This window comes from Bradyrhizobium sp. LMTR 3, from assembly GCF_001693485.1.
In the GTDB taxonomy this organism is placed as follows: Bacteria; Pseudomonadota; Alphaproteobacteria; order Rhizobiales; family Xanthobacteraceae; genus Bradyrhizobium.
Genome location: NZ_MAXC01000015.1, coordinates 63,708 through 76,419 on the forward strand (window position 1 = coordinate 63,708; position 12,712 = coordinate 76,419).

9 protein-coding genes are annotated in these 12,712 nt (G+C 62.0%); 5 read left to right on the plus strand and 4 right to left on the minus strand.

All coding sequences use genetic code 11. The features are described 5' to 3' along the window. Positions 1-64 precede the first annotated feature (64 nt). Entirely contained in the window at positions 65-721 is a 657-nt protein-coding gene (locus LMTR3_RS15225; RefSeq protein ID WP_065745900.1) for a DsbA family protein, read from the minus strand. Between the two features lie 117 nt (positions 722-838). Next, positions 839-1,318, minus strand: a complete 480-nt coding sequence (locus LMTR3_RS15230; protein WP_065745901.1) for a DUF721 domain-containing protein — start codon at positions 1,316-1,318, stop codon at positions 839-841. A 170-nt stretch (positions 1,319-1,488) separates the two neighbouring features. On the opposite strand from LMTR3_RS15230, the gene LMTR3_RS15235 reads away from it, so the two are divergent. Further along, positions 1,489-2,586: an A/G-specific adenine glycosylase gene (locus tag LMTR3_RS15235; RefSeq protein ID WP_065745902.1), complete on the plus strand. Its 1,098-nt coding sequence runs from the start codon at positions 1,489-1,491 to the stop codon at positions 2,584-2,586. A 198-nt stretch (positions 2,587-2,784) separates the two neighbouring features. Here the strand turns inward: LMTR3_RS15235 and LMTR3_RS15240 are convergent, their stop codons facing one another. Continuing rightward, entirely contained in the window at positions 2,785-3,186 is a 402-nt protein-coding gene (locus LMTR3_RS15240; RefSeq protein WP_065745903.1) for a DUF1127 domain-containing protein, read from the minus strand. A gap of 446 nt (positions 3,187-3,632) precedes the next feature. On the opposite strand from LMTR3_RS15240, the gene LMTR3_RS15245 reads away from it, so the two are divergent. Together LMTR3_RS15245 and LMTR3_RS15250 are read left to right on the plus strand one after the other, a co-directional pair. Then, positions 3,633-5,012 (plus strand): caspase family protein, encoded by a 1,380-nt coding sequence (locus tag LMTR3_RS15245; protein ID WP_065745904.1) that lies wholly within the window; start codon positions 3,633-3,635, stop codon positions 5,010-5,012. A gap of 204 nt (positions 5,013-5,216) precedes the next feature. Then, positions 5,217-5,648: a PaaI family thioesterase gene (locus tag LMTR3_RS15250; RefSeq protein WP_065745905.1), complete on the plus strand. Its 432-nt coding sequence runs from the start codon at positions 5,217-5,219 to the stop codon at positions 5,646-5,648. Positions 5,649-6,445: 797 nt separating this feature from the next. Here LMTR3_RS15250 and LMTR3_RS15260 read toward each other — a convergent pair. After that, on the minus strand, positions 6,446-9,772 hold the full coding sequence (locus tag LMTR3_RS15260) for an AAA family ATPase (RefSeq protein WP_065745907.1): 3,327 nt from the start codon (positions 9,770-9,772) through the stop codon (positions 6,446-6,448). A 400-nt stretch (positions 9,773-10,172) separates the two neighbouring features. Here LMTR3_RS15260 and LMTR3_RS15265 point away from each other — a divergent pair, with 400 nt between their 5' ends. Beyond that, positions 10,173-11,168 (plus strand): MBL fold metallo-hydrolase, encoded by a 996-nt coding sequence (locus LMTR3_RS15265; protein WP_065745908.1) that lies wholly within the window; start codon positions 10,173-10,175, stop codon positions 11,166-11,168. A gap of 48 nt (positions 11,169-11,216) precedes the next feature. Then, entirely contained in the window at positions 11,217-12,602 is a 1,386-nt protein-coding gene (locus LMTR3_RS15270) for an FAD-binding oxidoreductase (protein ID WP_065745909.1), read from the plus strand. Positions 12,603-12,712: the final 110 nt, after the last annotated feature.

The window sequence follows — 12,712 nt, forward strand, 5'->3', positions numbered from 1 at the left end:
TTTGAGGCGCTTGTGTGGCGCCTTTTGCTGGACTTACGAGCGCGAATGAATCCGATCGCGCGAATCAGCTCTTCAGCATTGCGTTGATGCGCTTTGCGAACTCCTCGAAGCTCTGCTCGCCCTTGATCATCTCGCCGTTGATGAAGAAGCTAGGCGTCGACTGCACCTTCAGCACCTCGGCGGCATATTTCTGGTCGGCGGCGATCTTGTCGAGCAGCGCCTGATCCTTCAGGCAATCCTCGACCTGCGTTTGCGTAAGGCCGGCCTGCTTGCCGATCCGGGTCAGCGTCTCCGTGGTATTCTTCACCACCCAGTCGTTCTGCTGTTTGAACAGGAGATCGATGACGGCGAAATATTTCGGGGCGTCGTCCTTGGCGATGCAGCGGGCCAACATCGATCCGGCAGCCGCCTTGATGTCGAGCGGGAATTCGCGGAACACGTAGCGGATCTTGCCGCTGTCGATGAATTCCGACTTGATCTTCGGGAACACTTTTTCGGCAAATGCCGCGCAGTGCGGACAGGTCATCGAGGCGTATTCGGTGATGGTCACGGTTGCGTTGGCGGGCCCGAGCGCCATATCGGGGAGCGACTGCGGCTTGGCGACGTCGGCGGGGCTCTGCGCCATCGCATCGGTGATCAACCGCAGCGGCGAGAAGCCGGCGAGCAGGCCAAGCCCGGTCAGCGAGAGAGCGGCGGTGAAGGCGCGGCGCGTGATCATCAAAGTCTGCTCCCGAATGGCGCGTTCACGCCCGAAAGAACTGCGAAAAAGAAGCCTTCGCTAGCTTGAAACGCAAGTTGTGGCAATGGCGGGTCGTGGCAGTCGTGCCGCGCTGCGGGCTCAATTTCGCTTGATCGAGGCGCCGAGCCGGGCCAGCGCGGCGCGCAGTTCATCATCCTCCACGGCGGACAGGGTTTCGGCCACCTTCGCGACCGATTTCGGGTCGGGCGCGCGGGGCGGCGCGGGGCGATTTCGCCGTGACAGCGGCGCCTGCCGCAGCGCCAGCCGGCCGACCGCGCTCCAGCCGAAAAAGCGGTTGACCCGCTGCAGGATCACGTCGGAGGAATGCTGGATCTCCAGCGCCATCGGGCCCTCCACCCGCAGCACCAGGGTTGCCGGTTCCTGCGGCTGCCCCTCGACCGGCCGCGGCCATTGCATCTTGAGCGGCTCGGAATGGGCGGCGATCTCCGAGCCGGCGATTTCAGCCCAGCGCGTCACCAGTTCGCGTGCGGCAAATCCCTGCTTGGCATAGGCGTCGGAAAAGACGTCGCTGAGCAGGACGGAGAGGGGTTTCGCCGAGATCGGGCCGGGTTTTGCCATGAAATACTGTATCACTTTCGCGCAGCGCGGATGGAGCCATCTATGCTGTCATCGCCGGGATTGTCACGGCCATCCACGTCCTCGGGTGTCGCTTGAAGAAAAACGTGGATGTCCGGGACAAGCACCGGGCGTGACATGGAGAGATTTGCGTTCCCCTATAGAATGTCTCGATGACTTCTTCTGCAGCCGTCAAAGCCAAACGACAGTCTGAGTCTGCCGAAAGCAGCGCCTCTCCCGCGCTGCTGCTCGACTGGTACGACCGTCATCGCCGTCGCTTGCCGTGGCGGGCGGCAGCGGGCGAGCGGGCCGATCCGTATCGGGTCTGGCTGTCGGAAATCATGCTGCAGCAGACTGGCGTCAAAACGGTCGGGCCGTATTTCGAGAAATTTCGGGCGCGCTGGCCCGATGTCGCTGCACTCGGCCGCGCCTCGCTGGACGACGTGCTGCGGATGTGGGCCGGGCTCGGTTACTATTCGCGCGCACGCAATCTGCATGCCTGCGCGGTCGCCGTGCTGCGCGACCATGGCGGGATATTTCCCGATAACGAGGAAGGCCTGCGCCGATTGCCGGGAATCGGGCCTTACACGGCGAAGGCCATCGCAGCGATCGCGTTCGATATCCGAACCATGCCGGTCGACGGCAATATCGAGCGCGTGGTGTCGCGGCTTTACGCGGTCGAGGAGCCATTGCCGCAGGCGAAGCCGCTGATCGGGGAATTGGCGGCGACGTTGCTCGGGCCGTCTCGCGCCGGCGATAGCGCGCAGGCGCTGATGGATTTGGGCTCAACGATCTGTACGCCGAAGAAGCCGGCTTGCGCGCTGTGCCCACTGAATGATGATTGCGCCGCTCGCCTGCGCGGCGACCAGGAGACGTTTCCGCGCAAGGCGCCGAAGAAAGCGGGAACGCTGCGCCGCGGAGCCGCCTTCATCGTCACCCGCGGCGACGAGCTCCTCGTTCGCACCCGGGCGGAGAAAGGCCTGCTCGGCGGTATGACGGAAGTACCCGGCTCGGCCTGGCTCGCCGGTCAGGACGACGAGATGGCGCTGGATCAAGCGCCCGCGATCAAAGGCATCTCGCGCTGGCATCGCAAGACCGGCATCGTCACCCACGTGTTCACGCATTTCCCGCTCGAACTCGTAGTCTATACCGCGACCGTGCCGCCGCGCACGCGCGCGCTGAAGGGCATGCGCTGGGTGCCGGTCGCAACCCTTGCCGACGAGGCGTTTCCCAACGTGATGCGCAAGGCGATCGCGCACGGTTTGGGCTGAGCATGGGGCGTGCACCCTCAAGAGCCTTGGTAGACGAAAGGATGGCAGGACGGCAAATGGTGTTGTTCGCGGTCGCAACTCGACAGCGGATCGGCGTTAGCGTAGTCCTCCATGTCTGGAAAGGGGCGGATCACGCTTCGCTGATCCGCCCGACGGCCTGCGATCAAACGTGCAGAACTGGCGGTGACTTGCCGTCCGTTAGATCACACCACGAGACTGCCATAGATACGCCGTGCCATCTCTGAGCCGTTCAATCGCTCGGCGAGCGACGATGTAGTCGAAGTCACCGGCTGTCAGGCCGATATCCTTCAGATCTCTGTCGTTCAGGTCGTGCAAATTGACTAGCGACCTCTTGCGTTGGCGCCGCTTCCGAAACGCTCGCCAATACTCCTGGAGCAAACTCAAGATGCTCCGCGTCGATGCGACTGGTGGTCCAGCCGCTTCCTTTTCCGAGAAAGCTTCTCTCAGTGCCGCGATGGAGGCATTGGGGCATGCGTCGGCCAAAGCGTTGGCCGTGGTGTCTTTCACCAAAGTGACGGCGCGACAAAGTTCTGCGGCATCGCCGGTCTCGGATGTGAGGTTTGTCTGTTGAGCTGACATCGGATGCTCCTGCTGTGATGCCGGCAGGGAGCGTGGCCAAACAAAAGGCCCCGTCCGATGCCGGCGGGGCCTGGTGAAAAGATCGCGTCGTCAATTCTAGCGCACGACTCCTTCCACGGCCCAGCGAGAGCGGGTCGAGTGCTTGCGGGTCACGATGCGTACGACGTTGATCATGAAGCGTAGTTACCACGCAAATCGCGCAAAATCAAGAGCTGTGCCGGCGCGGCACGCATCCTGGAGGCGAGCTCATTCTGATCTGACGGTCGCGCACGGTTTGGGCTGAACCAGGACGCACATTCATGAGACGAACGTTTCGTGCGCGCTCCGCGCGTCCGCGGCTGTCGAGCTAAACTTTTGTGATCTGGTTCATAAAGCCTCGCTGGTCGCCTCGTTAAGTGCATTTGCTCAAGTGCTGGCTCCGCGGGACACGGCAACGGAGGCTTTATATGCTTCATATGCTTCGCAAACTGTTATTTTGCTTCGCAATCCTCGTCATCGCCGGCCCCGCGGCCGCAAACGACACGAACCGTGCCATTGCCGACCACACCGCGGCGATCCAGCGAGATCCCAAGAATGCGAACGCGTACTACAACCGGGGGAACGCCTACAGCGACAAAGGCGACACGGACCGCGCGATTGCCGACTACACCGCTGCGATACGGTTGGATCCCACGTTTGCGAACGCGTACTACAACCGGGGCAACGCCTACAGCAACAAAGGCGACACGAACCGTGCCATTGCCGACTATACCGAGACGATACGCCTGGAGCCCAAATATGTGAACGCGTACTACAACCGGGGCAACGCCTACAGCAACAAAGGCGATACGGCCCGTGCCATTGCCGACTACACCGAGGTGATACGGCTGGATCCCACCTACGCCAACGCGTACATCAATCGTGGACTGGCCTATGAGAAGCTCGCGGATTTCGCCAAAGCGCGGTCTGACTTCAAGGCTACGCTCGGATTGACCCAAAAGGCTTCAAAATGGGCGCAGGACAAGGCACGAGAGCGGCTCGCCGTCTTGTCTTCAACGCAACCTGCAACGCCGTCGCTCGATAAAGCCAACGTCGCTACGGCTATTGTTACGTCCACTGCACCGATCTCGAACAATGATCGTCGCATCGCCCTTGTCATTGGCAATTCTGCTTATGAAAACGTGGCCGCATTACCCAACCCTGTGCGCGACGCAAAACTCGTCGCCGACGTCTTGAAACGCGCCGGGTTTGAAACGGTTATTTCGCTGACCGATCTCCGAAAGGACGCCCTGGTCAGCGCCCTGCGCGATTTCGCAGCCCGTGCGGAAACGGCGGACTGGGCAGTGGTATATTATGCCGGACATGGGATGGAAGTTGGCGGAATCAATTATCTCGTTCCGACCGACGCCAAAATTGCCGCCGATCGCGATATTGGATTTGAAGCCGTACCGCTTGAACAGGTTCTGAATGCAGCGGAGCGCGCCAAGAAACTGCGCCTCGTCATTCTCGATGCCTGCCGCGACAACCCGTTCGCCAACCAGATGAAGCGTACGCTAACCGTTGCGTCCCGTTCAGTATCGCGAGGTCTTGCCGCTGTCGAGCCGGAGGCGGGAACGCTGGTGGTTTATGCCGCCAAGGATGGCGAGACCGCGCTTGACGGTGACGGGACCAACAGTCCGTTCGCGTCTGCCTTCGTCAAAAATCTTCCAACGCCCGGCCTCGAAGTTCGCAGGCTCTTCGATTTCGTTCGCGACGACGTCATGGAAGCGACCGGTCGCAAGCAAAAACCTTTCAGCTACGGCTCGATTTCCGGAAGGCAGGACTTTTATTTCGTGGCTGGCAAATAACTTCCATACGAATTGCTACGCGGATCTGATCGCTTCCACTCGAATTGGCAGGTATCGGTTTGATAGGAAGTCGTCGGAGGCAAAGCCTCGATGTCGGCTTAAACGATCAAATCTGGAAGCGTGCGGCGGGCAGTGACGCGCGCGGCTTGCTGACACCACGCTGGCAGCAGCGCTGCGTTAGGAAGGAGCCTCACGGAGGTTCCCATGATCGCGACCGCTCTCGATAATCTCACTGCGCCGCCGTCCTCAAAGCTGCTCGGTTGGCGCCTGCTCGACGCGCGGCCGAAGGACGGCTGGATCCGCATCGGCTTCGACGGCAAGCGGGATTTCTGTAACCCGGCCGGCTTCGTGCAGGGCGGCATTCTCTCGGCGATGCTCGACGACACGATGGGGCCTGCGGTGTTCGTCATGACCGAGGGAAGGCTCTACACGGCAACCATCACCATGACGGTGAATTTTCTCAGCCCCGCCAGGCCGGGGCCGATCACGGGCGAAGCCAATGTCACCCAACTCGGCAAGACCGTCGCCTTTGTCGAGGGACGGCTGACGGCCGAGGACGGCACGCTGCTGGCGACGGCTACGACCAGCGCGCGGCTGGTCGAGACGGCGAAGGCCGTTCGGTACGACGAGAGGTGAAGAGGTTCGTCGCTGTCGCTCGGTCGCAAGCCTCACGGCTCGTTGCCGCGCGAGCGCGCCGCTGGCAGCGTCACATGACTGATACTGCGCGCATTGTTCCGCTGTGCTCGCCGCCGCGAGGCTGGCTTCGTCGGGCTCCTGATTCCGTCAAGCTTCTTATCCTATTGCTGACGCGAGCCAATTCTGCGGTTCCGACGAAGTCGTTTTTCCACGACTGATGAAGTAGCCCTGAAACAGCCGCCGGATATCATAACGAATGGCCAGACAACGAGGTCTCGATCGTATCCTTTCCCCTACCGCGACTATAACCGGGCAGGCATCGGTTGATGCGCAAGCAGCATCTCGTAAAGACGGTCTGGGCGCGTGGAATTTGCGGCGCGAATGCCGGGTCATCCAGAGCATCGCGCGCGATCGATGCATCGCTGGACGCTGAGGATTGGGACGCGCGGAGTCCTACAGCGCGGCGCTCGAAGATTATACGCGGCAGAGCCGTTACTCTAGCTAGGCCAACTACTTCGTCCGATATGGACGCGCTGTTGTTGCACATGGTCGGCGCTGCCCCGAACAGGATGCGACAGGCAAGCTTGGCGACCTGCTGGCAGAGGCCGAGCGCCTTGGCATCGGTCTGGCGGTTGGACCCTTGCGCAACCGCCCAGTCACGAGCAAGAAGCGTGATGTGAATGTAAACGGGGATTCTTGAGCGGAGGACACTCGGGGTCAAAATTGAGTCCGGCGATACCGCAGGCCGAACTCGATTCTTGGCCAACACGACCTTCGCGTGATTTTTCCAGGTGCTGTCAAATGCCATCGAGTACCGCTCTGGCCTCGCGAGAATCGACGGTTTCGAAGCCCTCGGTGAACGAGCCGTAGATCTTGGCGAGTTCATCGTAGGCTACCGCTCGTCGGTCGCCCTCCGCCAGAAGTCGCGCCCGCTTTGTACTGCCTCGCAGGAGAAGCGCGCGGGCATTTTGGACTTGCGCGATCTCCATGGCGCGCCGGATGCAGTGTTCCGCCCGCGCTCGTTCCTGGGTTGCCAAAGCGAGATCGCCCTCGAGCAGGTGCAGACTGGCGTCGGCCCAATGCTCCTCATTGCGCTCGGCGGCGGCGCGGGCCTCAGCGAGAGTGACGACCGCGTCCTCTAGCCGGTGCGCTTGGCGGCAAAGATCAGCAAGGATTCCCAAATAATACGGTAAACGCAGCTCAGCCCCGGTGGCCCGCAGGTCCCGCACACCGACGCGAACGCGTGCAATACCATCCTCGACGTCGCCGTCCTCGGCGACAGCCCAGCCATTCATGATCGTGGCCCAGGCGTGATAATAGCTGAACCCGTGTTCGGCACAGATTGAGCGAACTGCGTCAGCACGAGCGCGGACTTCCGCGGGCTCGCGACGGAACTGGTGCAGCATCGCCGCATAAGCGAGCGCCACTGCCATGCTAAACGGGTGGACGAGACGATGGGCCAGATCGATCGCATCCTCCGCTGCCCGAAGCGCGGCGTCCGCGAACCCAAGATGCCAGTCGACATGAGCCCGATAGGCGCGGCCGAACACGTGAATGTTGACCCCGCGCGACAAGGCGTTGGCGGGATCGCCGGCCTGCACGATCTTTGCACTGCTGATCTCCAAGTGCTCGCGCGCCGATTGGTGCTCGCCCTGATGGAATAGATTGAACGCGAGGGCATTGTGCGCGTCGGCCTGCATCACGAGATCGTCGCTTTGCTCGGCCAGATCGACAAGCTCGGAACCCAGCTCGCTTACGCGGAGGATGCGACCGCGTACGTGATTCACGTAGCATAGGCCGCGTAACGCCCTCACGAGGTGACGACGATGTCCGAACCGTCGCGCCAGATGCTCCGCTCTGACGTGCGCCGCCTCGACCTCGGGAGCGGCAAAGCCTTTCGTCGCAGTCAGCGGAGGACCCAGTGCAATCTGCACCTCAAGCTCGCGGCCCAACTGCTCGTCAGTTGGCGGGCGGTTCCCGAGCATCTCGAGGGCCGTGGTCAGATGACTTATCGCTTCCCTGTTCGCCGATCGGCCACCCGCGAGCTGTCCGGCCTGTAACCAGAAGTCGATCGCCCGATCGGCGAGCCCGGCTGCGGTCAGATGGTGCGCAAGGAGCTCGGGCTGACGCGCGACAAGATCGGCGAACCGCGCCTCGAGGACAGCGGCAATCCGGCCGTGCAACTCGCTCCGTCGACTCTTGAGTAGCGAGGCGTAGGCGACATCCTGGACCAGAGCATGCTTGAACGTGTAGACCGCCTCGGGCGGCGTGCCGCGCTGAAAGACGAGCTCTGACTTCACGAGTCGGGCGAGCGCCTGGTCGAGATCGGCCGGTTCTCGTGCGGCGATTGCATCGAGGAGTTCGTAGGTGAACTCACGGCCGATGGCGGCGCCGATCTGGACCAGATCCTTGGCCGAAGCCAGGTGATCGAGCCGGGCCATGAGAGAGTCCTGCAGACTTGCCGGAATGGCAAGCGCGCCACGCGGCGCGACCAGCGCGAGGCCCTCGGGCGTGTTGCGCAGCATGCCTGACTCCAGCACGGTCTTGGTGAGTTCTTCGATGAAGAGCGGAACGCCCTCAGTCTTCGCGACAATCGCGTCCATCAGTGCTGGAGGAAGGCGGCGCCCACCTGACGTTTGCTCGACAAGAGCCGCCGCTGCCCGGCGCGGAAGGCGGTTGAGCGTCAAGGTCGTTACGTGCGGGAAGGATGGCCAGGGCGGCGTCATCTCCAACCGGAACGTGATGACTACCAGCACCGGCAGGCGTTGGACCCGTTCCAAGATGAGCCCCAGGAGCTCGAGTGATGTCGGATCGAACCAGTGCGCGTCCTCAAGCACGGACAGCACCGGCCGTCGCTGCGCCAGGCCTTCGAGCTGCGCGAGAAGTACTTCCAGAGTCTTGCGCTTTTGGGTCTGCGGTAAGAGGTCCAGCGGCGGGTACCGACCCTCGGTCGGTATGCCGAGGAGAGCCGCGATGAGCGGCACGGCTTCGGTGAGATCGTCGGTCCCTTGTGCAAGCAAAGATACGAGCTTGGAAAGCCGCATTGGTGGCGTGTCGTCACGCTCGAATGCCGCCGCTCGCTCAAGCTGATCGATGAATGGCCAGAGCACGGTATTGGTGTGGTAGGGCGAGGCACGATGAGAGATTCGAGTGTGCGGCTCGTCGGCGATCCGCTCTCGGAGCGCCTCGATGAGTCGCGACTTGCCGATTCCGGCCTCCCCGGCGAGAAGCATCGCCTGACCCTCGCCGTTCCTGGCGAGGTGCCAGCGCTCGAGGAGAAGTCCCAGCTCCTGCTCCCGCCCAAGGAGCGGGCTCAGTCCCGCTGTGTGAAGTGCCTCGAAGCGGCTCTCCGCTGCGCGTTTGCGGACGATCCGCCAAGCTTTGATCGGTTCTGCGAAGCCCCGCAGTTCGCATGGTCCAAGGTCTTCGAGTTCGAATAGCCCGCCGATCAGGCGCCGTGTTTGCTCAGCGATGACGACTTCACCGCTCCCGGCTACGGCCTGCAGGCGGGCGGCGAGGTTCGGGGTGTCGCCGACGACGGCTTCCTCTTGTGCCGCGCCAGTGCCGAGGAGATCGCCTACGACGACGAGCCCTGTCGCGATCCCAACCCGCGCAGCAAGCGGGCGGCCGTCTGGCGACCGCAGACGGTCCACGGCCTCGACAGTCGCGAGGCTGGCCGCCACCGCCCTCTCAGCCTCATCCTCGTGCGCGCGCGGCCAGCCGAAGTAAGCCAGCACGCCGTCACCCATGAACTTGGCAAGGTGTCCGTCGAAGCGTGCGATCTCGCCCGCGACTGTATTCTGGTAGGCGGTCAGCGTCTCCCGCATATCCTCAGGATCGAGCCGTGTGGAAAGGGATGTCGAGCCGACAAGGTCGACGAACATCACAGTGAGCTGACGGCGTTCCGCGTACGACGGCCGCCGGATTGAGGCGGTGGACGACGCCGCAGGCTCCAGCGCAGCGATCGCCGCTAGCAGCTTTTTTCGGTGCCCGAGCGGCAGACCAAGCTTCTCGAAGTCGGCGTCCGTGAGCGACGGCAATACGTCCGCATCGATGGCCTGCTCGCGGAACAGTGCCGTATAGTTGGCAAGGCCGAGGTCTTGAAGCCACTGCGCGACGTCCATTGCGCGACGCTCCGCCAGCCAGCCCCACTGTGAAGTTTAGCAGAAAATGGGGCACTGGGCGGGGATTGCTCGCCTGCGCTTGCTGGTCGCAAACCGTCTCGTTTACCGGCTCCGATCGACAACCCGGCCGCTAGGATTCGAACATCTGCCCCGCGGAATTGCATCCGCGGTCCAGAAATGTCCGTCTCTGGTTCGTGTCAGCACCGGATCAAACAGCCGACGCATTGGTGAAGAATTGATCGGAGCGAGTGTCGAAGCGGTGTTTAATCCGAGGACCGTCGTGCTAAGCTAAAAGCATAACAGTCGAGTAGGTTGAAGCCGTACTGCCCTTGCGGAGCGGCCCATATCGTTAGCGATCTCTGCCGTCCCGCGGTCAAACACCGCTTCAAGGGAGGAGAAGATGTCGCTTAATCGTCGTCATTTCCTTGCAGTTGCCGGAAGCGCCGTCACCGGGCTCGTTGGTGGATCATGGAGTGGTGGTGTCCAGGCTCGCGCACCTGTCCTGAAAAGCCAGGTGCCGGGATTCTACCGGTTCAGTCTCGGACAGTTCCAACTCACGGTCGTAAGCGACGGCACAATTGCCTTTCCAGCGGAAGCGCTCTGGCCGGAGGCGACCAACGCGGAACGCGATGCCGTCCTTGCGTCGGACTTCCAGCCCACGGACAAATCTACGCTTCAGGTGAATGTGTTGGCGGTGAACACGGGCGATCGGCTTGTGCTCATCGACGCAGGCTCCCGGGGAAAGATGAAGCCACAGCCAACCGCGGGCCGTCTACTCCAGAACCTCGCGGCCGCCGAGATCAAGCCGGAGGAGGTCGATACCGTCCTGATCACACATGCCCATCCGGATCACCTCTGGGGAGTCGCTGACGCGAGCGACACCGAGCGGACCTTCTCAAACGCCGAGTACGTGATCGGCGAAGCGGAATTGAACTTCTGGATGCAGCCTCAACACCCGTTGGAAAATCATGCTCGTTGGAGTGGCATTTATCGCCAGAACATAAAAACACTCGCGGCGATCAAGGATCGCATCCGGACTGTGAAGCCGGACGGCGAGGTGGTCCCGGGCATCACGGCGATAGCCACACCCGGGCACACACCGGGGCACACCTCGTTACAGATCGCGTCCGGTTCCAACCAGCTTCTCTGCACGGCAGACGTCGTTGGAAACCGCGCTGTCGCCTTCCAGCACCCCGACTGGCGCGGCGGGTTCGACCTGGATCTCGATCAAGGCGCGAAGACACGCCGAGCCTTCCTCGATCGATGCGCGAGCGAGAAGGTGATGGTCTCGAGCTACCACTTGCCGTTCCCCGGAGTTGGCCATGTCGTTCGCACCGGCACAGCGTTCAGCTGGCTTCCGAGCGATTGGCGCTGGGAGGAGGTGAGTCCCACTTGAGGCCACCTAGCCCAACTAGCCGATCATTGTGCGAAACAGGAGGAGATCATGCAAGCGACGGCCACCGAAACCTTCATCGGCAACATGCGCGGCCCGGTTATCAGGCGAACGGACGCCGACTATGAAGCCGTGCGCAGCCTCTACAACGGGATGATCGATAAGAGTCCGGAGATGATTGCGCGATGCACTGATGTCGCTGACGTTGTCACTGCGGTCAATTTTGCAAGGCAAAACGATCTCACGGTCGCGATTCGCGGAGGCGGGCATAACGGTCCGGGCCTCAGTAGTGTCGATGACGGGCTGATGATCGACATGTCCACGATGAAAGGCGTGCGGGTCAATCCCACCGCCCGTACTGTCCGCGTCGGTCCCGGCTGCACGCAGGGCGATGTCGACCACGCCACGCACGTCTATGGGCTCGCTGTGCCGGCCGGTATCGTCTCGACGACCGGTATCGCCGGCCTCACGCTCGGCGGCGGCACCGGATACCTCACCCGCAAGTATGGCCTCACCATCGACAATCTGCTCGAGGCCGACGTCGTGCTCGCCGACGGTCGCATTGTCACCGCCAACAAATCAGAGAATGCTGACCTCTATTGGGGGCTACGCGGCGGCGGCGGAAATTTCGGCATCGTCACGAGCTTCCTGTTCCAGGCTCACCCGACGAACATGGTCTATGCCGGTCCAGTCTTCTGGGATATCGATAATGCCCGAACCGTCATGCAGAAGTACCGGGATTTCCTGCCTGGCGCCCCCGAGGAGCTCGGGGCTTTTGTCGGCTTGAAGACTGTTCCACCGGTGGACCCGTTCCCGGCAGAGCATCAGGGCAAGCGCGCCTGCGCCATCATCGCCTGCTACAATGGCCCAACAGAAGACGGCCAGGCGGTCATGGCCAAGTTGCTCGGTGAACTGCCCGCGCCGCTCTTCAACTGGATGGGCGAAATGCCCTATCCGGCCCTCCAGTCCATGTTCGATCCGTTCTTCCCGAAGGGCCTGCAATGGTACTGGCGCGGCGATTTCGTGAAGGAGCTGACCGACGAAGCGATTGACGCCCATATCGCCCAGGCACGGAAACTGCCCAGCGCGCTCTCGCTGATGCATCTTTATCCGATCGATGGCGCTGTCCGTCGTGTCGGCAAAAGCGACACCGCCTGGAATACGCGCGACGCGACCTGGTCGATGGTCATCGCCGGCATCGATCCCAATCCGCAAAAGGCGGGCGAAATCACCCGCTGGACAAAAGGCTATTGGGAGGCCGTGCATCCTTATTCGGCCGACGGCTGCTATGTGAACTTCATGATGGACGATGGAGATGACAACAGACTCAAGGCCACTTACGGTGAAAATTACGACCGCCTCGTCGCCTTAAAGGCCAAATACGACCCGAAGAACTTCTTCCGCATAAACCAGAATATCAGGCCGCTGCATTCGTAGACGCTGCCGCCGTTCAGTCTCGCCAAAATTACTTTCGGAGCGTTCTTTCGTTTCATGGAATGAATGCTCCGGGCTTCGTTATGCCGAGGCATTCCCGGTAGTGCTCGCCT

What these genes read in the sequence shown, in the direction of transcription:
- LMTR3_RS15250 (WP_065745905.1), top strand. Translation starts at nt 5,217, where the DNA reads ATGATCGCGACCGCTCTCGATAATCTCACTGCGCCGCCGTCCTCAAAG.
- LMTR3_RS15270 (WP_065745909.1), top strand. Translation starts at nt 11,217, where the DNA reads ATGCAAGCGACGGCCACCGAAACCTTCATCGGCAACATGCGCGGCCCG.
- LMTR3_RS15265 (WP_065745908.1), top strand. Translation starts at nt 10,173, where the DNA reads ATGTCGCTTAATCGTCGTCATTTCCTTGCAGTTGCCGGAAGCGCCGTC.
- LMTR3_RS15245 (WP_065745904.1), top strand. Translation starts at nt 3,633, where the DNA reads ATGCTTCATATGCTTCGCAAACTGTTATTTTGCTTCGCAATCCTCGTC.
- LMTR3_RS15240 (WP_065745903.1), bottom strand. Translation starts at nt 3,186, where the DNA reads ATGTCAGCTCAACAGACAAACCTCACATCCGAGACCGGCGATGCCGCA.
- LMTR3_RS15235 (WP_065745902.1), top strand. Translation starts at nt 1,489, where the DNA reads ATGACTTCTTCTGCAGCCGTCAAAGCCAAACGACAGTCTGAGTCTGCC.
- LMTR3_RS15260 (WP_065745907.1), bottom strand. Translation starts at nt 9,772, where the DNA reads ATGGACGTCGCGCAGTGGCTTCAAGACCTCGGCCTTGCCAACTATACG.
- LMTR3_RS15230 (WP_065745901.1), bottom strand. Translation starts at nt 1,318, where the DNA reads ATGGCAAAACCCGGCCCGATCTCGGCGAAACCCCTCTCCGTCCTGCTC.